This is a genomic window from Vibrio sp. NC2 (assembly GCF_025195005.1).
GTDB classification, from domain to species: Bacteria; Pseudomonadota; Gammaproteobacteria; order Enterobacterales; family Vibrionaceae; genus Vibrio; species Vibrio splendidus.
In genome coordinates, this window is the sequence record NZ_JANVFC010000023.1 from 35,714 (window position 1) to 56,947 (window position 21,234).

At 43.5% G+C, this 21,234-nt stretch carries 18 protein-coding genes; 3 read left to right on the forward strand and 15 right to left on the reverse strand.

Going from position 1 to position 21,234, the window contains the following annotated elements; all coding sequences use genetic code 11:
- Positions 1-2: 2 nt before the first annotated feature.
- From ileS to murJ, 3 genes are all read right to left on the reverse strand, one after another.
- Positions 3-2,861: an isoleucine--tRNA ligase gene (gene ileS, locus NX845_RS20425; protein WP_004735055.1), complete on the reverse strand. Its 2,859-nt coding sequence runs from the start codon at positions 2,859-2,861 to the stop codon at positions 3-5.
- A gap of 63 nt (positions 2,862-2,924) precedes the next feature.
- The gene (gene ribF / locus NX845_RS20430; RefSeq protein WP_017093853.1) at positions 2,925-3,860 is read right to left on the reverse strand and encodes a bifunctional riboflavin kinase/FAD synthetase; all 936 of its coding nucleotides are present in this window, start codon (positions 3,858-3,860) and stop codon (positions 2,925-2,927) included.
- 70 nt (positions 3,861-3,930) lie between these two features.
- Positions 3,931-5,493: a murein biosynthesis integral membrane protein MurJ gene (murJ, locus tag NX845_RS20435; RefSeq protein WP_050546228.1), complete on the reverse strand. Its 1,563-nt coding sequence runs from the start codon at positions 5,491-5,493 to the stop codon at positions 3,931-3,933.
- A gap of 251 nt (positions 5,494-5,744) precedes the next feature.
- On the opposite strand from murJ, the gene rpsT reads away from it, so the two are divergent.
- Complete coding sequence (gene rpsT / locus NX845_RS20440) at positions 5,745-6,005, forward strand: 30S ribosomal protein S20 (protein WP_012603273.1); 261 nt, start codon at positions 5,745-5,747, stop codon at positions 6,003-6,005.
- Between the two features lie 411 nt (positions 6,006-6,416).
- On the opposite strand, the gene NX845_RS20445 is transcribed toward rpsT, so the two are convergent.
- Together NX845_RS20445 and nhaR are read right to left on the reverse strand one after the other, a co-directional pair.
- On the reverse strand, positions 6,417-6,710 hold the full coding sequence (locus NX845_RS20445) for a metalloregulator ArsR/SmtB family transcription factor (protein WP_004735028.1): 294 nt from the start codon (positions 6,708-6,710) through the stop codon (positions 6,417-6,419).
- A 99-nt stretch (positions 6,711-6,809) separates the two neighbouring features.
- Entirely contained in the window at positions 6,810-7,700 is an 891-nt protein-coding gene (gene nhaR / locus NX845_RS20450) for a transcriptional activator NhaR (RefSeq protein WP_004735027.1), read from the reverse strand.
- 389 nt (positions 7,701-8,089) lie between these two features.
- Here nhaR and NX845_RS20455 point away from each other — a divergent pair, with 389 nt between their 5' ends.
- Complete coding sequence (locus tag NX845_RS20455; protein WP_004735026.1) at positions 8,090-9,235, forward strand: Na/Pi symporter; 1,146 nt, start codon at positions 8,090-8,092, stop codon at positions 9,233-9,235.
- Between the two features lie 277 nt (positions 9,236-9,512).
- Here NX845_RS20455 and NX845_RS20460 read toward each other — a convergent pair whose 3' ends face one another.
- From NX845_RS20460 to rppH, 7 genes are all read right to left on the reverse strand, one after another.
- Positions 9,513-9,989, reverse strand: coding sequence for a hypothetical protein (locus NX845_RS20460; RefSeq protein ID WP_029224686.1), 477 nt, complete (start codon positions 9,987-9,989; stop codon positions 9,513-9,515).
- A 217-nt stretch (positions 9,990-10,206) separates the two neighbouring features.
- Entirely contained in the window at positions 10,207-11,607 is a 1,401-nt protein-coding gene (locus NX845_RS20465) for a winged helix-turn-helix domain-containing protein (protein WP_182796210.1), read from the reverse strand.
- Positions 11,608-11,731: 124 nt separating this feature from the next.
- A complete protein-coding gene (locus tag NX845_RS20470) occupies positions 11,732-12,583 on the reverse strand; it encodes a thymidylate synthase (RefSeq protein WP_009848438.1) in 852 nt (283 codons plus the stop codon).
- A 9-nt stretch (positions 12,584-12,592) separates the two neighbouring features.
- On the reverse strand, positions 12,593-13,414 hold the full coding sequence (gene lgt / locus NX845_RS20475; RefSeq protein WP_004735021.1) for a prolipoprotein diacylglyceryl transferase: 822 nt from the start codon (positions 13,412-13,414) through the stop codon (positions 12,593-12,595).
- Positions 13,415-13,472: 58 nt separating this feature from the next.
- Positions 13,473-14,264 carry a sulfite exporter TauE/SafE family protein gene (locus NX845_RS20480; protein WP_004735020.1) on the reverse strand — a complete coding sequence of 264 codons (792 nt, stop codon included), beginning with the start codon at positions 14,262-14,264 and terminating at the stop codon, positions 13,473-13,475.
- An 8-nt stretch (positions 14,265-14,272) separates the two neighbouring features.
- Complete coding sequence (gene ptsP / locus NX845_RS20485) at positions 14,273-16,522, reverse strand: phosphoenolpyruvate--protein phosphotransferase (protein ID WP_004735019.1); 2,250 nt, start codon at positions 16,520-16,522, stop codon at positions 14,273-14,275.
- A gap of 2 nt (positions 16,523-16,524) precedes the next feature.
- Positions 16,525-17,043: an RNA pyrophosphohydrolase gene (gene rppH, locus NX845_RS20490; RefSeq protein ID WP_004735018.1), complete on the reverse strand. Its 519-nt coding sequence runs from the start codon at positions 17,041-17,043 to the stop codon at positions 16,525-16,527.
- Between the two features lie 616 nt (positions 17,044-17,659).
- Here rppH and mutH point away from each other — a divergent pair.
- Complete coding sequence (gene mutH, locus NX845_RS20495) at positions 17,660-18,325, forward strand: DNA mismatch repair endonuclease MutH (protein ID WP_086027492.1); 666 nt, start codon at positions 17,660-17,662, stop codon at positions 18,323-18,325.
- A gap of 86 nt (positions 18,326-18,411) precedes the next feature.
- Here the strand turns inward: mutH and NX845_RS20500 are convergent, their stop codons facing one another.
- The 3 genes from NX845_RS20500 to vpsR all read right to left on the reverse strand — a co-directional run bounded on the left by NX845_RS20500 (position 18,412) and on the right by vpsR (position 21,214).
- Positions 18,412-18,723: a DUF6482 family protein gene (locus tag NX845_RS20500; RefSeq protein ID WP_004735016.1), complete on the reverse strand. Its 312-nt coding sequence runs from the start codon at positions 18,721-18,723 to the stop codon at positions 18,412-18,414.
- Positions 18,724-18,937: 214 nt separating this feature from the next.
- On the reverse strand, positions 18,938-19,189 hold the full coding sequence (locus NX845_RS20505; RefSeq protein ID WP_004735015.1) for a hypothetical protein: 252 nt from the start codon (positions 19,187-19,189) through the stop codon (positions 18,938-18,940).
- Between the two features lie 690 nt (positions 19,190-19,879).
- The gene (vpsR, locus tag NX845_RS20510) at positions 19,880-21,214 is read right to left on the reverse strand and encodes a cyclic-di-GMP-binding transcriptional regulator VpsR (protein WP_004735014.1); all 1,335 of its coding nucleotides are present in this window, start codon (positions 21,212-21,214) and stop codon (positions 19,880-19,882) included.
- Positions 21,215-21,234 lie beyond the last annotated feature (20 nt).

Sequence of the window (21,234 nt, forward strand, 5' to 3'; positions counted from 1 at the left end):
CGTTATGCGTATTTACGCACTTCGCCTTCACCGTCGATGTTCGACACACAACGACCACAAATTTTCTCGTGACCTTCGATTGTGCCTACATCTGGAGTGTGGTGCCAGCAACGGTCACACTTCTCAGCTTCAGTTGCTGCAACTTCAACGTATAGACCTGCAACGTCTGTCGCTTGAGCTGTATCAGACTTGTCGCTAAGCGGCTTAACAACAGCAGCAGAGGTGATAAGTACGAAACGTAGTTCATCTTCTAGCTTGTTGATTTTAGCAGCCAGTGCGTCGTCAGCGTATAGAGTCACTTCAGCCTGCAATGCACCACCGATCGTTTTCTCTTTACGAGCATCTTCAAGAAGCTTGTTCACTGCGCCACGAACTGACTGGATTTCAGTCCAGAATTCGTTGCTTAGTTCTTCGTCGTCAGCAAGACCAAATAGGCCTTCGAACCACTCGCCAGTGAATACAAACGTGTCGCGTTCGCCAGGCATCTCGTTCCAGATTTCATCTGCAGTGAACGACATGATAGGCGCCATCCAACGAACTAGAGCTTCTACAATGTAGTAAAGCGCCGTTTGACAGCTACGTTGAGCATGGCTGCCCTGTTTCGCTGTGTACTGACGGTCTTTAATTACGTCTAGGTAGAAAGAACCCATTTCGATAGAACAGAACTGCATTAGACGTTGAGTCACACCGTGAGTGTTGTACTCACCGTATGCTTTAACGATCTCTTCTTGTGCAGCTTGAGCACGGCCAACAGCCCAGCGATCAAGTGCGACCATTTCTTCAGCAGGTACTAGGTCAGTTTCAGGGTTGAAACCGTTCAAGTTCGCTAGGAAGAAACGAGCCGTGTTACGAATACGACGGTATGCATCAGCAGAACGCTTAAGGATCTCGTCAGAAACTGCAACTTCGTTAGTGTAATCCGTAGAAGCAACCCATAGACGTAGGATATCTGCGCCTAGCTTGTTGGTTACATCTTTAGGAGCAACAACGTTACCGATAGATTTAGACATCTTACGGCCGTTACCATCAACCACGAAACCGTGCGTTAGCACTTGCTTGTATGGTGCTTCGTCTTTCATCGCGATAGATGAAATCAAAGATGACTGGAACCAGCCACGGTGTTGGTCAGAACCTTCAAGGTACAGATCAGCACTGTGCGTTCTTTCTTCATTCGGGAAGTTGTACTCTTCACGAGAATCCACAACAGAGAAGTGCGTTACACCTGAGTCGAACCATACGTCTAACGTATCAAGTACTTTCTCGTACTTGTCAGCGTCTTCAGCACCCATAAGTTCAGCAGCATCTACATCCCACCAAGCTTGAATGCCTTTTTCTTCCACAAGCTTCGCTACTTTTTCAATAAGAGCTGGGCTATCTGGGTGAAGTTCTGATGTTTCTTTATGAACGAACAGAGCAATTGGCACACCCCAAGTACGTTGACGAGAGATACACCACTCAGGGCGACCTTCGATCATACCTTCGATACGGCTTTGACCCCATTCTGGCATCCATTCAACACTCTTCGTTGACTCTAGTGCTTTTGCACGTAGGCCAGCTTGATCCATAGAGATGAACCACTGCGGTGTTGCACGGAAGATGATTGGAGTTTTATGTCTCCAACAGTGTGGGTAGCTGTGCTCGTAAGCGTGGTGATGCAGTAGTGCACCTTTCTCTTTTAGAACTTCTAAAACAGAATCGTTCGCTTTGAATACATGCTGACCAGCAAATAGCTCAGTATCTGGCAGGTAAACGCCATTTGAGCCTACTGGGTTAGCGATTTCTAGGTCGTACTTCTTACCAACCACGAAATCCTCTTGACCATGACCAGGCGCAGTGTGAACCACACCAGTACCTGAATCCGTTGTAACGTGGTCGCCAAGAACAGCAGGAACAGTAAAGTCGTAGAACGGGTGGTTGAACTGAGAAAGCTCAAGATCAGCACCAGTCGCAAAACCAAGGTTATGGAAGTGCTCGATACCTGTACGATCCATTACGTCTTTTGCTAGTTCAGAAGCAACAACGATACGTTGAGCTGGCTGTTCGCCATTCGCTTCAACTTGGATAAGTACGTATTCAAGATCATCACGTAGACATACTGCGCGGTTAGCAGGCAGAGTCCACGGTGTTGTCGTCCAGATAACGATAGAGATTTCGCCCTGACCCGCGTGACCTTCCGCTAGAGTAAACTTCTCTAGAAGCGCCGCTTCGTCAGCTGCTGTAAATTTCACATCGATAGATGGAGAAACTTTATCTTTATATTCAACTTCAGCTTCAGCCAAAGCAGAACCACAGTCAGTACACCAGTGAACGGGTTTGAAACCTTTAAGAAGGTGACCTTTGTCTGCGATTTTGCCTAGAGAACGAATGATGTTCGCTTCAGTGCCGAAATCCATAGTGCGGTAAGGTTTATCCCACTCGCCCATGATACCAAGACGTTTGAAGCTCTCTTTCTGACCTTCAACTTGGCCCGCAGCGTACTTACGACACTCTTCGCGGAATTCAGCAGCCGAAATCTTCTGACCAGGCTTACCTTTCTTCTTCTCAACCATTAACTCGATTGGAAGACCGTGACAGTCCCAACCTGGGATGTACGGTGCATCAAAACCAGAAAGGGTCTTAGATTTGATAATAATGTCTTTAAGAATCTTATTCAGCGCGTGGCCAATGTGAATGTCGCCGTTCGCGTATGGAGGGCCATCATGCAGCACGAAAGATTTTTTACCTTTCTTTGCCTTACGGATTTCGCCGTAAAGATCTTCTTTGTACCAACGCTTCAGCATTTCTGGTTCACGATTTGCCAGATTGCCGCGCATTGGGAACCCTGTTTCTGGTAAGTTCAGGGTATCTTTATAATCACTCATCGATTCTTAATTCCGTTATATTGGGCGAAGTTAGACATTATGTTAATCGGTGGAATCATCCGACTAATTCTTTAGCTGAAGCAGCCACACCCTTGCGGCTTCAGCATCCAATTCTATTTGATTCTTTAGTGCGTCGAACGATTCAAATTTTATCTCGTCGCGCAGTTTGTGCAAAAGTCGTACTTCTAACTGTTTACCATATAAATTGGCTTTAAAGTCAAAAAAGTGCACTTCTAATTGCTGCCTTACACCATTAACCGTTGGTCGTTGTCCAATATTAGCAACGCCACCGACAGGAACACCGTCGATATCCAATGCTTCAACAACATACACTCCCGATACAGGAGAAACACAACGCTTTAATGGAATGTTAGCGGTAGGGAAACCGATAGTTCTCCCTAGTTTTCGACCATGAGACACACGACCACTAATACTGTAGTCACGCCCTAACATGGTAGCACTTGCAGCCAAATCATCGACCGCTAGCGCATTCCGTATTTCAGTGCTGCTTACTCGTAATTGATTTAAGCAATAGCTTTGGGTGCTTACCACCTCAAAACCATATTTTCCGCCCGCTTCTTTAAGCATCGCGAAATTACCTGTTCGACCTTTGCCAAAGCAAAAATCGTCACCAACCACCAAGAATTTCACACCAAGCTTATCAACCAAAAGATCCTTAATGAATGCTTCTGCGGATAAGCTTGCAAAATACTGATTGAAATTCACACACAACAACCGACTGATATCTAGCTTACTCAGTTGCACATATTTATCTCGTAAGCGAGTTAAACGTGCTGGCGCTTTACCTCGGGCAAACAGCTCCATAGGCTGTGGTTCAAACGTCATGACAACAGAAGGGAGCCCTAATGCTGCAGCTTGTTTAGAAACCTGACTCAGAACCTCTTGATGTCCTAAATGAACACCATCGAAGTTACCTATGGTTAATACACAGCCATGATGCTGCGCTTTAATATTGTGTATACCTCGGATCAGTTCCATTATGATCAGCTAAAACCTGTTATTTGCATCATTTATTGTGTGAAACCGACGGATTATATACTAATCAGTATTAATCTGTCGCTGCTTTTAAATGTTTTACTCGGATACCTAAAATCAGTACCGAAACAATATAAACAAAGCCACCAAGTCCAATCAAGCCTGTTAATGTCAGCGCTCTCTGGCTAAAGCTCCATTCAAGCCAATGTTGCATATTATCCAACTGCCATAAAATCGCCGCAACCATCACTACGCCTGAGATAATCAATTTGGCACTGAACAACAAGGTTGTCTTAGATAATTGATACACACCTGCAAGATGCAATCCACGATACAACAAGGCCATATTCACAAAGGCAGACAATGCCGTCGCTATCGCCAAACCAACATAACCATAGAAATACGCAAAAATCGCGTTGAACACCATGTTGGTGACCATGGCGATAATGCCGTACTTCACAGGAGTTTTAGTATCTTGGCGAGAGTAATAGCCCGGAGCTAACACTTTAATCAGCATGAAGTTAAGCAAACCCGATGCGTAAGCAACCAATGACATTGATGCCTGCTGTACATCATGTGGCGAAAACTCACCACGCATGAAGAGCACCATCAGCATCGGCTTAGCTAAAACTATTAGGCCTAACATCGCAGGAATGCCAAGCAGCAACACCATACGCACCCCCCAGTCCATGGTGTGCGCAAAGCCTTCACCTTGAGCTTCAACGTGTTTACGAGACAAAGCAGGAAGAATGACAGTCGCAATCGCAATACCGAATAGACCGAGTGGGAATTCAAGCAGTCGGTCTGAATAATACAACCAACTGATCGAACCGGTCGCTAGGAAGCTAGCAATAAAGGTATCAAACAATAAGTTAATTTGGCTGACCGATACACCGAACAGAGCTGGGATCATTAGCGTACGGATCTTTACAACGCCCGGATCTCTCCAGCCCCACTTCGGCTTAACCAGAACACCCGCTTTTATCAAGAAAGGCATTTGGAAAAGAAACTGGACTAAACCACCAAGAAACACACCGATTGCCAAGCCAATTTCAGGCTGTTCTAAATTAGGAGCAAGAAACCAAGCACAAGCAATGATCATTACGTTCAAGAAAACAGGTGTAAATGACGAAACCGCAAATTTACCCATGGTATTGAGGATTGCACCAGATAAGGCAACAAAGGTAATAAACCATAAATAAGGAAAGGTAATCTTGAGCATAAAGCTCGCCAGCTCAAATTTAGGGGCTGCTGGGCCGTCATTCAACCAGTCGATAAACCAACCTGCACCAAACATCGCAGTGATCACACCCGAGCCCAAAACTCCGATAACGGTCACTATAGACACTAAAACCCCGAGCGTACCCGACACTTTAGCAATTAAATCTCGTGTCTTATCTTTATCACCTGCGGCGTGATATTCTGTTAATACAGGAACAAACGCTTGAGAGAACGCACCTTCTGCAAAAAGTCGACGTAAGAAATTAGGAATTTTATTAGCGAAGAAAAATACGTCGGCACTCGCTCCTGCTCCCATCAAATTTGCTACTACTACATCACGTACTAGCCCCAACACACGGGAAACAAAAGTCATTGCACTGACAATCAGGCCTGACTTTAATAGTCGTTTACTCACAGAAACCTCTGACACTGGTTGATTACTTTCAAGCAAGGATAAATACTATCCTGTCCTTAGAAGCATAATTATTAGCATTGGTCTAAAAATGCTGTTAGAATCCCCGCCATCTTAACCGCGATGACCTTTCCATACCAAAATTTGTTTTGGCTGAGATTGGTTTTTGCACAAATCATTTGACAATTAAGCGCCTATGAGGGATAGTCCTCGCCCTTAAATTGTCACCGAACTAAGTTTTTGGGAGTTAGACCTTGGCAAACAGTAAATCTGCTAAGAAGCGCGCTATCCAAGCTGAGAAACGTCGCCAGCACAATGCTAGCCGTCGTTCTATGATGCGCACTTACATGAAAAAAACTATTGCAGCTATTGAAGCTGGCAATAAAGAAGCTGCAACTGCTGCTCTTGTAGAAGTTACACCTCTTCTAGACCGCATGGCGACTAAAGGCCTTATTCATAAGAATAAAGCTGCACGTCATAAGTCTCGTTTCGCTGCTGCAATCAAAGCTCTTTAATAGAAATTTGATTACAACGCAAAACGAAAAAAACCGGCCTCGGCCGGTTTTTTTATATCTAAATTTTGAGTAACACAGCGATTTTTCTTGCTGAACATTACTTAGCTTACTTAAAAGCACGTGGTTTACCGGCAGATACCAGCTTACTAAAAGGCATTTGGCTAACTGACACGTATTTTCTTACTAAAAGGCATATCGCTGACTATAGGCATATCGCTGACGACAAGATGTATCGCTTACCGATAAACAACTAAGCATATAAAAAACAGACAACGAGAAAATAAACAGACAAGAAAATAGATAAATAGATAGGTTGGTAAATAGATAGGCACTAACATTCGACATGAAATACTGACACTTCCTTGTGTCATTCTATCACTGATAAGAAATCCCCCTCCCACCAGCAATAAGCTACTTGCAGTAAATACCATGCAGTAGGTTAATCATCGCTTTTACTTCTTCACTGCTCAATGTGTAATACACAGTTTGAGCTTCTTTGCGAGTTTCGACCAAACCATCTCTTCTCAACCAAGCAAGATGTTGAGATAAAGCAGACTGACTCAGTTCCAACTTACCACACAACTCCCCAACTGACAGCTCAGTACCATGTAATAGGCACAAAATCTGTAAGCGACGCTCGTTGGCCATGGCTTTGAGTAGAATCACAGCTTGCGCTGAGTTCTTCTCCATCTCTTTTAAGTTCATAGTTTGGCTCCCTACAACCTTTACACCAACTACGGCTATTAGTATTTCCGGCATATGGTGGCGTTATGATAATCGATATCAATTCATTAACAAACCGCCTCACTCGAACAATTTGCTAAAATCTGCGTCACATACATTTTTTACTGCTGGATGTTGGATCATCCTCTCAGCAAATATGACGTAGTACTCCTCTTTTAATTCTTCAATACCAACCAACAATTGCAGTGATGAATCCTCTTCAACTTCAGACATATAAAGCGTAGGCGCTAAGAAGATAGCGTCATCGTGATAACGAGCAAAAGCCTTCATCAATGCCGCGTCATCAAACTCACCCAAAATATCAGGTTTAAGTCCTTGTCTATCAAACCATTGCAGCACTTTACGCCCCATCGAGGTTCGACTACCTGGGATCAAAAGCTTTCTTTGCTCTAATACAGCCGGGAAGCTAACACCTTCAACCTTACCCGAACTGAAAAAACTCATTCCACTCTCACCTAACTTCTTACTAAACAGGCCAGGACTTTGACTAGAGTCCACCGGACAGTCAGACAAGATCATATCGAGCTTATGTTGAGACAGTTGCTCAAGTAGCATTTCATGGGTCGATTCAAAGCAGCGTAAATGAATACTGTTATCTGGGGGAATGGTCGACATCAGTATCTTGCTGACAAGCCTTTTAGACAGCGCATCTGCAACACCAACATCAAACAGAATATTGGAGTGCTGGCTGTAATTCACGATATCCAGCATCTCGTAGCTCAGGCCAAACATACGGTCGGAATATTTAAAGACTAGCTGTCCAAGCTCTGTAGGCTCAACACTGCGACCATTGCGCTTGGTCAACTTGCCATCCATACGCTCTTCTAACGCTTTTATCTGACCTGTTACCGTTTGTGGTGTTAGGAATAGAGCTTCTGCTGCTTTAGTAACAGAGCCTTGCTTGCAAACCATCCAGAAGTAATAAAGGTGGTTATAGTTGAGGTGCGACATAGATGTGCCGTAATAAAAGAGTAGATACCCTTTTATATCAAATATGACACCTCCGCTCAACAAACTCGGAAAAACCTAACCAAACTAGTTATTACTACTTATTTTTTCGAAGTGTCTGATTTCATAATGTAATATTTCAGCAATTATTTTTAATTTTTCTCTAACTTTTAAGATCTATATCACCTATCAAAAATACGAATAAAACCCCACAAAAACAAAAAGTTAAACCACCACCATTTCAAGACCAAATATTTAAAGGGCAAATCATCACAAAAAAGTCTCACCTAAACCAAAATGTAATATTACTGAAATATTTGTTCTCTAACATCACGCTCAGATTAAACAAACAGACCAAACACAGACTTAAACGGTCCAATGGAGAAAACATTATGAACCAAGCTACTACTGCAGCAGCGCCTATCTCGAGCACAACTCGTTGGCTACGCTGGGCTAACTTGGCATTCATGCTTTACCTACTATTACTTTCAGTTTCAATGGTTGGTACAGGCTTCAAATGGGCAACAGGCGAGCAAGCAAAGGTTCTTTTCGAATTTGCTTCACACCCAGTTGCAGGCTTAATGATTGGTTTAGTGGCAACAGCACTTATTCAATCATCAAGTACAGTTACTTCAATTATCGTTGGCCTTGTGGCAGGTGGTTTACCTGTTGAGCTAGCAATCCCTATGATCATGGGTGCAAACATTGGTACTACAGTAACCAATACGCTAGTTAGCCTTGGTCATGTTCGTTGTAAAGATGAGTTCAAACGTGCATTCGCAAGTGCGACGATTCACGACTTCTTTAACCTATTAGCCGTTGCAATCTTCCTACCACTAGAGATGGCGTTTGGTATTCTAGAGAAAATTTCTCACTGGTTAGTATCACCGATGCTAGCAACAGGTGATATGAGCATGGGTGGACTAAACTTCATCAAGCCAATCACTAAGCCTGTAGTCAGTGCGATTAAAGAGCCACTATCGACATTTGGCGACACTGTTGGCGGTATCATGCTTATCGTTCTAGGTATCGCGACTATCTTCGTAGCTATCACGGTAATGGGTAAGCTAATGAAGAGCCTGATGGTGGGTCGTGCTCGTGAGATTCTAAAGAATGCAATTGGTCGTGGTCCTATCCACGGTATCGCTTCTGGTTCTATCGTTACTATCCTTGTTCAGTCTTCTTCAACGACAACAAGCTTGATGGTTCCACTAGTAGGTTCAGGTGTTCTTAAAGTACGTGACGTTTACCCATTCACTCTGGGTGCAAACATCGGTACGTGTATTACCGCTCTATTAGCAGCGACAGCAGTATCTGGTGAGTTCGCAGTATTTGCACTGCAGATTGCTCTAGTACACTTGGTGTTCAACATCATGGCAACGGTATTCATCTTTGGTATTCCGTTCCTACGTGAACTACCAGTAAAAGCCGCTGATATTATTTCTGACATGGCTGTGAAGAATAAATCTGTAGTGGCTGGTTACCTTATTGCGGTATTCCTTGTACTGCCTGGTACCGTGTTAGCACTGACGGCTTAATCGCTAAATAATTAGATAGCTTAACCGCTAACAAGACACATCGCTTATAACAAAGCCCGCAACCTCCTAGGTTGCGGGCTTTTCTTTTTAAGAGCAGATGAGAGAAGCAAAAAGAAGATACGAGATTCGGGTAGAGAGTGACGAAAAGCGACTGCCTCTCATTATCTTCGTTTTGATATTTCGTATCTTACTGACTCAAATCTAAACATGCTCTTCGTATCCCTTATCTCGTTTACTCGTATCTAGCTACCTTTCGTATCCCGCATCCAAAAAACGCTTACTTACCTTGCTCATTACGCAGATACATAATGGCAACCATGCCAAAGCCGATAAATTGCCATAGATACTGCCCGTCGCTTGCGCCAGTGATGGTTTGAGTGAAAGCCATACAAGAAGTCACAAATAAAGAAGCAAAGGCAGCATAGAGTAACCACGGACGCTCCTTGCCAGACATGAACTCACCTGCAAATACCGAACGGATAACCAGTAAAAACGGCACACATTGCAAAGCAATCAAAATAGGGAACATGAAATCGAATGTTGGACTCAGTAGAGCATGACCGATTTGGCTCTTATCCCAAGTTCCTACAATATAGCCTTTCCAGCCAGCCCAAGTATCACCTGAATAAGCGGTATCTGGCGTAATAAAGCCAAGCACAACGCCCATCACTTTATCGACAAAGCCATTTTTGAACCAAAAGACGAATAAGAAGATCTGAATTGGAATGATCTGAAAAGCAAACTTCTTCAACATGTGTGTACCCCAAATAATTAATGATTTGGTTACCAGTATGTGGAAGTCGATGTTTTTACGCTTGATGCAAGGCAATCGAGCCTGAGTCCAAACAATAATCAAACATGTTGAGAAGCCTGTCGGCACAAGAAAACCTTGCAGAAGAGCCGTTACTATTAGCGGTAACTCAACGTCTTCACTTCAGAGAGAATTTTGTGGTTTAGGAAAGGTTTGTTTTTTATAAAGATTCAATAAGATCAAACAGTTGACCATTATACTCTTTTTTCACTTCGGTATAGCGCTGATAGTTGTATTGCGAACCTTCGGGATTATCCGACAGCTTGTCAGCCACACTAAGTAGATAAAAACTGATTGGGCTCGGTGTACTTTCGGCCGCGTAAAAAAGGTAAGGGAAAGCTTGATTGGCATGTTGGTTGATTAACAATGCAAGACCCAAGGTAAGATTAGCGATGTCACAACGTGGGTTCATCTCGAAGGCTTGCTTTGCCAGTTGCAGTGCATGTTCGCGATCTTCTTGCTCATGACTTTGCAAATAAGCCAAAGATTCCGAATACGACAATAAGGCATTGACCAAATAATTGTCTCTTCCTTGCTGTTGAATCGTATCCAACTGAAGTGCGATCTCTGCAAATGGCTGTCCACCTTTACCTTGGTAGAAAAGCGATATTCCCTCTGAAATAACCTTCCAGTCATCGTAGTTATCAATAGAAGTCACTCGATGACTGACAACACCGTATTCTGAACTCATTGGGGCAATAATGGCTTTAATCTCGAGAATCACATCCCCAATGGCATCGAAGAAATTATCTTGGCTAAAGCTCTTTTCCACTTTCTGACTTTGATTGGGCTGGCGATTGTTTTGTATCAGCACGCTCAGTATATAATCACTGCCCTTTTGCTTGAGCCAACCTTTGAGTTCGACACCATTATTGGCAAGTGATTGCTTGCCCTGTTTCGATAGCTGAGAGAAGTGGTAACCCGATAAATTTCTCGCTGAGTTCAGCCCGTAGAATAGGTAGTTGTACACGCTTTCCGACATCTCATAATCGTCCGCAGAATCGAGCGTAATATCATGGATATAAACGGGAATTACATCACTTTGAGGCGCAGAAATAACAGCTGTGTCATTGGTTGAGACATCAATTTGCCACGCCCAAGTTGCTATTAAGCCAACAGAGAATACTGCGGTTGTAATCAGGGCGATGGTTTTCTTTTTCGAATTAGCAACAAAAGGTTTAGGCTCAGATTCAGGTAGAGAGGCGTCATCAACGGAAGTTGGTTCGACACTCGGCTGAGTCACCTCAACATCGAACAGATAACCTTGCTTAGGAATGGTCTGAATGATGCGATACGGACGTGCTTTATCCTGAAGCTGACTGCGCAGTAAACTGATGACCTGTCTGACCAAGTTGTCAGACACTTGAGTTCTTTGCCAGACATCTGTAGCTATCTGCTGCGTACTAACCACTTGCCCGCGCTTCTCGATGAAATAGCTGAGCAGCCTTGCTTGTAGTGGCTCTAAATGAATCTCTTCACTATCAATCACCAACTGGTTTTTATCAGGGTAGAAAGAAATAGGAAAGTCGTGTTGCAATACAAAGCAATGCGAGCGAGTCATAGTAGTTCTGTGGTTAGAAAAGACCACTCAAGATTATTGGTTTTACGAATAGTAAGCAAGCCAAGCATCAGAAATAAAAAAGGCTGCGCAGAGGCAGCCTTTCAATCAGTCAAAGCAGATTAGATTAAACCGAGAATGGGTACTTAATCGCTTCATGGCATTCGTAGCCTTCAACCCAGAAGTCATCCATCGTCACCCACGTTTCCAAATCTTCTAGAGACTTAATCTCAGGATTGATATGGAATGTTGGCCCCGCTAAAGGCTCACGCTTCAACTGGATATCACGCATAGGTGCGAGTTGATCTTCGTAGATATGAGCATTAACCAGCTTATGGTAAGCCACACCCGCTTTCTTGCCCGTGATTTGCGCCATGATTGCTAGGAACACATACACTTGAACCATGTTGAAGTTCAGGCCTAGAGGGACATCACAAGAGCGCTGAGTACTGTTTAGGTACAAAGTGTCACCAAGTAGAGAGAAGTGGTGGCTGTACATACACGGACGCAAACAACCCATGTGGAACTCACCTGGGTTATAGAAGTTTAAGATCTCGCCGCGGTCATCAATGCCGTTTGTTAGATCATCAACAATCTTCTTCAGTTGGTCGATATGACCGCCGTCAGGTTTTGCCCATGCACGTCCTTGAACGCCATAAACACGGCCCATGTCGTCTTCACCCTTGCGGTAAGGGTTATTTAGCCATGCTTCATTCAGGTTAGAATTCGCATCCCAAGTTTTAGTCCCTAGCTTACGAAAATCTTCAGCATTGTCGTAACCACGGATATAGCCAAGCAGCTCAGCAACTGCGGCTTTCCAAAAGCTTTTACGTGTTGTTACCAGTGGGAATTGGTTATTACCTACATCATATTCAAGGTCAGCATTGATTACGGTTAGGCAGCGCTTGCCTGTGCGTTCATTTTCAATCCAAGTACCGTCATTAACGATACGCTGACAGAGATCTAAATACTGTTTCACACCAATTCCTTACTTCGTTTGTTGTGGTAATTCATCTTTGTAGTGACCACGCTTGTATGCCCAAACCATCATCAGCACACCGATGATAACCATTGGCAGTGACAAAATTTGTCCCATAGAGATAAATCCACCGAACAAACCTAGCTGAGCATCAGGTTCACGTACGTATTCAACTAGGAAGCGGAATGTACCATATCCTGCTAGGAATAACCCTGATACAGAACCAAGAGGACGAGGCTTTTTGATGAACCAGTTCAAGATGAAGAACAGTACAATACCTTCAAGCGCCATTTCATAAAGCTGAGATGGGTGACGAGGGAGTGGACCACCGTTAGGGAATACAATCGCCCATGGCACATCAGTCACACGACCCCATAGCTCACTGTTCATGAAGTTGCCCATGCGGCCCATACCTAAACCAAATGGAACCAATGGTGCAATCATGTCAGCGACACCAAAAAAGGTTCGACCGTTCTTTTTGGCATACCAAAGCATCGCGGTGATCACACCAAGCAAACCACCGTGGAAAGACATACCGCCAGTCCATACCTTAAATAGGTAGAGTGGATCATCAATGAAAAGGCCAAAGTTGTAGAAAAGTACATAGCCAATACGACCACCAAGCACCACGCCGAGAAAGCCAGCAAACAGTAGGTCTGATACTTGCTCTCGAGTCCAACCACTACCGGGTTGATCAGCTCGGCGATTTGCTAACCAAAGAGCAAACATAAAACCGACAAGGTACATTAGGCCGTACCAACGAACTGAGATTGGTCCTAGTTCAATAAGAACAGGATCGATATTTGGGAATTCGATAAAACCCTGAGACATACTTGGCTCTCTATCTAAAATTGAATAACGGTTAACTCAACAGCTAACAGAAAAGACACTACAGCAGCATAGTGGCTGCTATAAACATTAAAAATACCGCAAAGAATTTCTTCAGCACGGGGGTTGGCAATTGAGTGGCCAGTTTAGCGCCAACTCGTGTGGTTAGTACTGAGGTACAAGATATCGCTATCAAAGCCGGTAGATAAACATAACCCAAGCTATACGCCGGAAGATCATCGACAGAAGAGCCATGCCAAATAAAGCCTAGCATTCCCGAAATCGCGATAACACAACCACATACAGAGGATGAGCCTACAGCTTTACGCATTTCCACACCGTGATGGTTAAGGAAAGGCACAGATAAAGAACCACCACCAATACCAGCCAAGCTTGAAACCAAACCAATACCGCCACCACATAACATGGTCTTAGCTGAACCCGGCATCGACTTTTGACTCTTAGAGCGGATCGACAACAACATCTGCAACGCCAATACCAAGACAATCACACCAAAGACTTTTGGCAGATATTGAGCAGGAATAACGTCGGCGACAAAAGAACCTAGGAAACCACCAATCACCACACCAGGCATCAACCACTTAACGACAAAAAGTTCCACATTACCCAATTTTAAATGGTTAATTGCAGACGATCCCGAGGTAACAATAATGGTTGATAACGAGGTTGCCAATGCCATTTGCATCGCAAACTCTTGAGGAATACCCGCTTTAGGAAGCAAAAATAGCAAGGCAGGAACGACCAGCAAACCACCGCCAATGCCTAGCAAGCCCGCTAAAACACCAACAATAGCACCAAGGCCCGCTAACAAGCCTATCAGTTCATATGACACGTTAAATCCTATTTTTTACCTGCTCGAATGAAGCCTGTAAATTCACGCTCTTCGAAATAGTTCAGCATCATACTATAGATGTCACTACCATATGGCTTTGAAAGCGCTCTATTTGCCAAATCCTGTAATTCACTCAAGTTAGATTGGCGAATCAAATATTTAGTCCTCGCGACATTCGAGGTATTCATACTTAACGTCTCATACCCCAACCCAATCAGTAACAACGCGCCCATAGGATCACCGGCTAGCTCGCCACAAATACACACAGGTAATTGATGTTGCTTACAAGTATCATGAATTTGTTTTAATGCCATGATCACCGCAGGGTGCATGGATTCATAGACATCGGATACTCGTGAATTGTTCCGATCAACCGCTAATAAATATTGAGTTAAGTCGTTGGTACCGACGGAAACAAAGTCGACCTTATCAGCAATCAGCGGCAGTATGTAAAGCATTGATGGCACTTCAATCATGATACCAACGCGAGGCATACGCACTCGGTTATCAAGCTCATGCACTTCGTCATACGCTTGTTCAATAAGTTGTAGCGCGTCATCCAGTTCCTGAGCACCAGATATCATCGGCAGTAAAATACTCAAGTTATGGCTTTCACAGCTCGCACGTAGCATGGCACGTAACTGAATAATAAAGATGTCAGGATGATCGAGCGTAAAACGAATACCACGCCAGCCAAGGAATGGGTTGTCCTCTTCGATTGGGAAATAAGGTAAGGCCTTATCACCACCGATATCGAGTGTACGCATCACCACTTGCTTCTCAGGGTAGCTCGCGAGTACAGAACGGTATTGCTTGAATTGTTCGTCCTCTGACGGAAACCTCTGCTGTAACAAGAAAGAAATTTCGGTTCGATACAGCCCCACCCCATCAACGCCTTGGTTGATAGCGATATTGGTGTCGGCACTCAAGCCCGCATTAAGCAGGATCTCGACTTGCTGGTTGTCTTGCGTTTTTGCCGGTAAGTATAGTTCTCGATTGACCATCGAAGAGAGCTCACTCTCTTCTAGAATCAGCCCTTGATATTCTTTGAGCAGGTTTTGAGTCGGCTCAATAAAAATCTCGCCACTATACCCGTCAACAATCGCTTGCTTACCATTAGCTTGAGCAAGATTTAGGTTAACCCCCATAACAGAAGGAATACCCAAAGCTCGAGATAAAATCGCGGCATGTGAATTCGCCGCCCCTTCCAAAGAAATAACCGCTAATAGTTTTTCTTTGGGAATAGAGGCCAATACCGAAGCCGTTAACTCTCGAACCACCAAAATAATTGGCTTATCTAGCGTGCGAAGTTCATGTTCAGAATTGTGAAGGAAATAGAGCAATCTTTGACCAAGCTCTCGGATGTCTTGTGCCCTCTCACGAAGGTACACGTCTGACATACGAGCAAAGCGATTCGAGTAGCTCTCAACAACCTGCCTTAATGCCCAATCGGCCTTATCGCCTTTCTGGATTTGGCTCTTAAGATCCTTACGTAACATTGGATCGTTGAGTAAGTGAGTAAACAGGTCAAAGATCGCCAACGCGTCTTTATTGATTTCACTGTCTAGGCGCTTTCGCATTCGCTTAAAGTCATTGAGAGCATTTTCGACGGCGACTGCCAGCATTTCATGCTCTCTTTCAACATTAAGCGTCGATGCTGGATAAACATCGGTAAGTTCAGGCTGAGTGTTGTCCCACCATAAATCGCCAATCGCAACGCCCGATGAAGCTGCAATACCTTTAATCTTAGGTAGCTTCTGTTGCTCTAAAAGCCAATGGCCTTGAGTTTGAGCGTGCGCCACAATGACCGCAAGTTGTGCTGAGAGAGTGACAAGGAAGGATTCTTCCATCTCACTGAATAAACGAGGAGACTTCTGTTGAATAACCAATACGCCAAGCACTTGCTTGCGATGGATAATCGGAGTGCCGAGAAAAGAGTGATAAACCTTTTCTCCAAGCTCTGGAAAAAACTTATAAGCAGGGTGAGCAGACGCTTGTGCAAGGTTGATAGGTTCAGCACTTCTTTTAACAAGGCCAACCAGACCTTCGTCAAAACCAATGTGAATGCTATTGCCTTTGAAGATCAGGCCTTGAGTTGCCATCAACTCAAGACGCTGCATATCATTATTGGCCAAATACACGGTGCAACATTCCGTCTGCATCGCACTGCATGTCTCTTTAACCAAAATATCAAGAGCCGTCGACACATCTTCAACTCTTGATACGTGTTCAACTATTTCCCTTAGTTGACTGAGCATGCTTAACCTCTACGCAATTTGCGTTTTCCTTTTGTTTTTCGCTCTTTAAACGGCATTGCTAAAGATGCGAATTCTTTCATCGCTCGACGGTAAACATCTCGCTTGAAAGAAACAACTTGTCGAACTGGGTACCAGTAACTCACCCAACGCCAACCATCAAACTCAGGTGTACTTCCACGCTGCATATTGATCTGCGATTCATCGCAATCTAAGCGTAAAAGAAACCACTTCTGTTTTTGTCCAATACAGACAGGTTTAGAATCCCACCGAACCAGTCGTTTGGGCAGCTTATAGCGTAACCAATGACGACTTGTCGCGACGATCTTTACATCCTTTTTAGTAAGGCCAACCTCTTCATACAACTCGCGGTACATTGCTTGTTCCGGAGTTTCACCTTCATCTATTCCCCCTTGAGGGAATTGCCATGAATGTTGCCCGTATCGTTTAGCCCAGAAGACCTGACCATGGTTGTTACAGATTACAATACCAACATTTAATCGGTAACCATCGCCATCTATCACTGGCCAACCTCTATCTAAATTTTTAATTACTCTGATTTTTCCACATATCCCCAATCGGAGCAAACTTAGTGACGTGACAAGCGCTATATTTATGAATATTAACTAAGAATATGGATAAGTTTTGCTCAAATTCTAGTTACCCACACAATAGTGAGACATAGACCACATTTATTCACCTTTTCTGTGAATAACTATGTGAAGAATTACCCGCAATCGTTTTTTTTAATCCATAGATTCATCAACACTAAAAACACCAATCCGAATAATTACAATTTATCCCATTTAAAATCAATGAATTAAAATTAAATTTTCATTTTTAAAAACATTAGAAAAGTAAAAGATCTTTCAAAAAAAGAACGTGGTTAAAGATCAACCACTCCGATGTTTATCCACACTAGTAAGTGAAAGATTCATTTTGAACCCCATTTGGCAAGCATTTAATCCACCATAAACCCCTGTTTATTTATCCACTAAATTAATATTTCAATTAATTACCTTTATGTCCTGTGGATAACCATGAGTTTGATCCCTTTCCTAACAAGGAGATCATTTCTTAACCAGTCGTCATATGGTGATAACTTCTGGTAAAATCATTTTTTTGATCATGCCTTTTATTATGAAACCAGAACCACAAACACAACAAGAACTGCTAGACAGAGCGTATGCTATCGCCGGAATGACCTTTAAAGAGCTCGCCGATGAAGCCGAGATGGTGATGCCAAACGACCTCAAGCGCGATAAAGGCTGGGTTGGACAGCTATTGGAATGGCACTTGGGTGCGCCCGCTGGCAGTAAACCAGAGCAAGATTTTGCCAAACTCGGTATCGAGCTTAAAAGCATCCCGATTGGTTACTCTGGAAAGCCACTCGAAACCACCTTTGTTTGTGTCGCTCCATTGATGGGCGTGCAAGGCATAACTTGGGAAACCAGTCACGTTCGAAACAAGCTGTCTAAAGTGTTGTGGATCCCTGTTGAGGGAGAAAGAGAGATTCCGCTGGCAGAAAGGCATGTTGGCTCCCCATTACTCTGGACACCAAGCCTAGCTGAAAACGAACTCCTGAAAAGAGATTGGGAAGAGCTGATGGAGTTGATCGTGTTGGGTAACGTTGAGCAGATAACAGCAAGACACGGTGAAGCACTGCATTTAAGACCAAAAGCGGCCAACAGTCGCGTGTTAACAGAAGCTTACGGTGCAAGTGGAAAACCTATCAAGACTAAGCCACGTGGTTTCTATCTACGGACTCAATTCACCCATAAATTGCTGACAACCCATTACGCATAGAGCTCTTATCTAGCATAGATGGACCAAACTATCAGTATGTTACAAACCGCCAGTAACTAGAATCAATCTCTAGCTACAAACGCTCTCTAATGAGGTTTGAGCGCCAGTTCAATATCACAGTAGCTTTGGCTTGGCTCATTGCCAAACTCGTCATAGGCGTTGTGTAAGCGAAGATACGCCTTTTCAAAACCGAGCCGGAGCAACTCTTCTTTCACTTGATCCAAGGATCCAAAGTGAAGCGGCTCACCGTCTTGCTTTACCGGTTCTAGCTTGTGTTTATATTCCACTGCTAATAGATATTCCGAGATATCGGAACAGCCAATAACGTATACTTTCGGTGTTTGATAAGAGTCTTTGTGCTCTCCATGTAACCACATGTCTAATTGATGCTTTTGCATAGCCAGCCTCCCTTGCTCTATAAAGCGTAGTAGAACTCTTTTTCTTTACTAGATAACGACTTAAAAAAGCACACATAACGGCTTAAAAAAGCAAAAAAGAGAAGCAAGTGCTTCTCTTTTTTGGCCAGTTTTAGTTCAAAAGCTTGCACTTTCGACGCCACAACTATCGCTGATATTTATCTTAAGGGGTGAAAGGCGCTATCACCCCACAAGATTACGTCGGTATTCGCGCGCTTAAGACTCGACGAAGGTGACGAACTCGACGTTCAATCGTAACGACTTCAGGTTCAGAAAAACCAATTGGTCGACCATCGGCTTCAAGGCCAATATCTCTCAATAAATGAGTATTGTTCCATGGTAGATCGTATGAACTACGACGAACTTTTCGTTGCCATTCACGTTCTTCACGACGAAGGTCTGCACGGATAAGGACTGTTGCTAGTTTTAAGTATACTGAGTGACGCATAATAACTCTCCAGTTGTAAAATAAACTGAGGAAAAATAGCGTGTTAGATAGTATGAGGGCTTCTCACTTAGCTGCTATTTTTCCGCAGCCAAATAAGGGTACGGATCTATTAGTTAGGTTTATCTTGGGTGTTTCGATCGGCCATGGCTGATGTTTGTGACATAACTGTCACCATGTCAGTACACGGATCAAACGACGCGCAAATATGCTGTATAAAATCGAAATGTTTCATTTGCGCCTCCAAACTAACTAAAAAATCCAAAAAGAAATGAGATAATAAAAGCAAATAAGTCTTTGTTAAACCATTGCTTTCACGGTTAAAGTCTAACCAAGTGAGTATATTATTCAACCGATAATTGATTAACAATTTCAAAACAAATGATTCACCCAAAATATTAGTTGCATATCACTTTATATATAACATATTCACTATGATTATATAAAATCACAGAATATCTCTCTTAAAGACCGAGCCACCAATAGCTCAATCTATCAATCTATCAATCTATCAATCTGTCAATCTGTCAATCTGTCAATCTGTCAATCTGTCAATCTGTCAATCTGTCAATCTGTCAGTCAGTCAGTCAGTCAACGATCAACGAGAAGTTGTAGCAATGGATATAAAAAACCACGCATCATGCGTGGCTCTTAGATTTACACTAACTGGATAAAATCAATGAATAGAGAGCTCTAAACAACACCTTCAGAAATCAGGCTATGTTTATTCAGCAATCGGTACATGGTTGCACGCGAAACTCCAAGCTCCTTAGCGGCCAACGATACTTGACCACCATAAGATTCCAGAACAATCAGCAACGCATCTCGCTCTGAACGCTCACGGATACTTTTGAGACTGCGGCGCTCATCATTCTGTTTTGGTAAATCCAGTTGTTGATCGTCAATGATCACCGCATCCGACATCAGCACGACACGCTTAATTTGATTCATCAACTCACGCACATTGCCCGGCCAGTGATAACGATTCATCGAGCGGATAGCATCGTCTGAAAAGCTCTTCGCTTGAGCATTAAACTCTTTTGAATACTCACGTAGAAAATGATTAGCCAATACTGAAATATCACTCACTCGCTCTTTTAAGCTCGGAACGTGAATGCGCAGAACATTGATGTAATGATAAAGCTCTTCATTGAAGTCGCCCTCGATCAATGCCTTTTCGATATCAGAAGAGTTCGCGGCCAGAATGCGCACATCGACAGGCTTAGGACCATCCGCAGTTTCAATTTTACCTTCTTGTAAGAAACGCAGCAGATTCAACTGCTGATTACGTGGCATCGCCAATACATCATTGAGTAAGATCGTTCCGCCGTCGGCTTCTTCCAACAGACAAGGTGCTGCAGCGGGCTGTGCAGAGATACCAAATACCTCGGCCTCTATTCTCATTTCAGACAAGGCACGACAATTGACCGTTAAAAATGGCTTTTGCGCTCGCGAAGAGTTCTGATGAATTGAGCGTGCAACCGTCTCTTTTCCTGCTCCACTCTCTCCGTAAATCAGGATACTGACATCTGTCGGCCCAATGCGCTTTACTTGGTCTCTCAAACGCTTCACAGCCACAGAGTCGCCAAGCAAACCCATATTGTTGTTGATGCCGTAGTTTGGCCATACTTTCTGCTCAAGCTTGAGCATACCCAGTTGGTGACCAATGGTACTCAATAACTGGGCATCTGGGATTGGCGCCGTGAAAAAGTCGATACAGAAGTTCACGATAAATTGGCAAATGGTATCAGAGCTCAATTGCGATTCACGAATAAAGGCGAGCCATCTTACTTGCTTGTTGTTGCTCACGAGATTAGCGATACCGTTAAGGCTAAACTCATCATGACTAAGATCCACAATGCCAATGCATGGGCCAATGTCAGCAATCAAGGCATCGGCTTTTCGTAAATCTGCACACTGGGTACATTGCCAACCCACTTGCTCTAACACTGATAACCAGGGTTCGTACGCACCACCAACGACGATAAGAGAACCTGGTAAGGAATCCATCTTAAATTGAGTTCCCATCCTTCTTCCTTATTCTATTT

Excerpts from the sequence above, each read along its gene's own strand:
- ileS (WP_004735055.1), bottom strand. The coding sequence starts at position 2,861 with ATGAGTGATTATAAAGATACCCTGAACTTACCAGAAACAGGGTTCCCA.
- ribF (WP_017093853.1), bottom strand. The coding sequence starts at position 3,860 with ATGGAACTGATCCGAGGTATACACAATATTAAAGCGCAGCATCATGGC.
- NX845_RS20445 (WP_004735028.1), bottom strand. The coding sequence starts at position 6,710 with ATGAACTTAAAAGAGATGGAGAAGAACTCAGCGCAAGCTGTGATTCTA.
- nhaR (WP_004735027.1), bottom strand. The coding sequence starts at position 7,700 with ATGTCGCACCTCAACTATAACCACCTTTATTACTTCTGGATGGTTTGC.
- NX845_RS20455 (WP_004735026.1), top strand. The coding sequence starts at position 8,090 with ATGAACCAAGCTACTACTGCAGCAGCGCCTATCTCGAGCACAACTCGT.
- NX845_RS20460 (WP_029224686.1), bottom strand. The coding sequence starts at position 9,989 with ATGTTGAAGAAGTTTGCTTTTCAGATCATTCCAATTCAGATCTTCTTA.
- NX845_RS20465 (WP_182796210.1), bottom strand. The coding sequence starts at position 11,607 with ATGACTCGCTCGCATTGCTTTGTATTGCAACACGACTTTCCTATTTCT.
- lgt (WP_004735021.1), bottom strand. The coding sequence starts at position 13,414 with ATGTCTCAGGGTTTTATCGAATTCCCAAATATCGATCCTGTTCTTATT.
- ptsP (WP_004735019.1), bottom strand. The coding sequence starts at position 16,522 with ATGCTCAGTCAACTAAGGGAAATAGTTGAACACGTATCAAGAGTTGAA.
- mutH (WP_086027492.1), top strand. The coding sequence starts at position 17,660 with ATGAAACCAGAACCACAAACACAACAAGAACTGCTAGACAGAGCGTAT.
- NX845_RS20500 (WP_004735016.1), bottom strand. The coding sequence starts at position 18,723 with ATGCAAAAGCATCAATTAGACATGTGGTTACATGGAGAGCACAAAGAC.
- NX845_RS20505 (WP_004735015.1), bottom strand. The coding sequence starts at position 19,189 with ATGCGTCACTCAGTATACTTAAAACTAGCAACAGTCCTTATCCGTGCA.
- vpsR (WP_004735014.1), bottom strand. The coding sequence starts at position 21,214 with ATGGGAACTCAATTTAAGATGGATTCCTTACCAGGTTCTCTTATCGTC.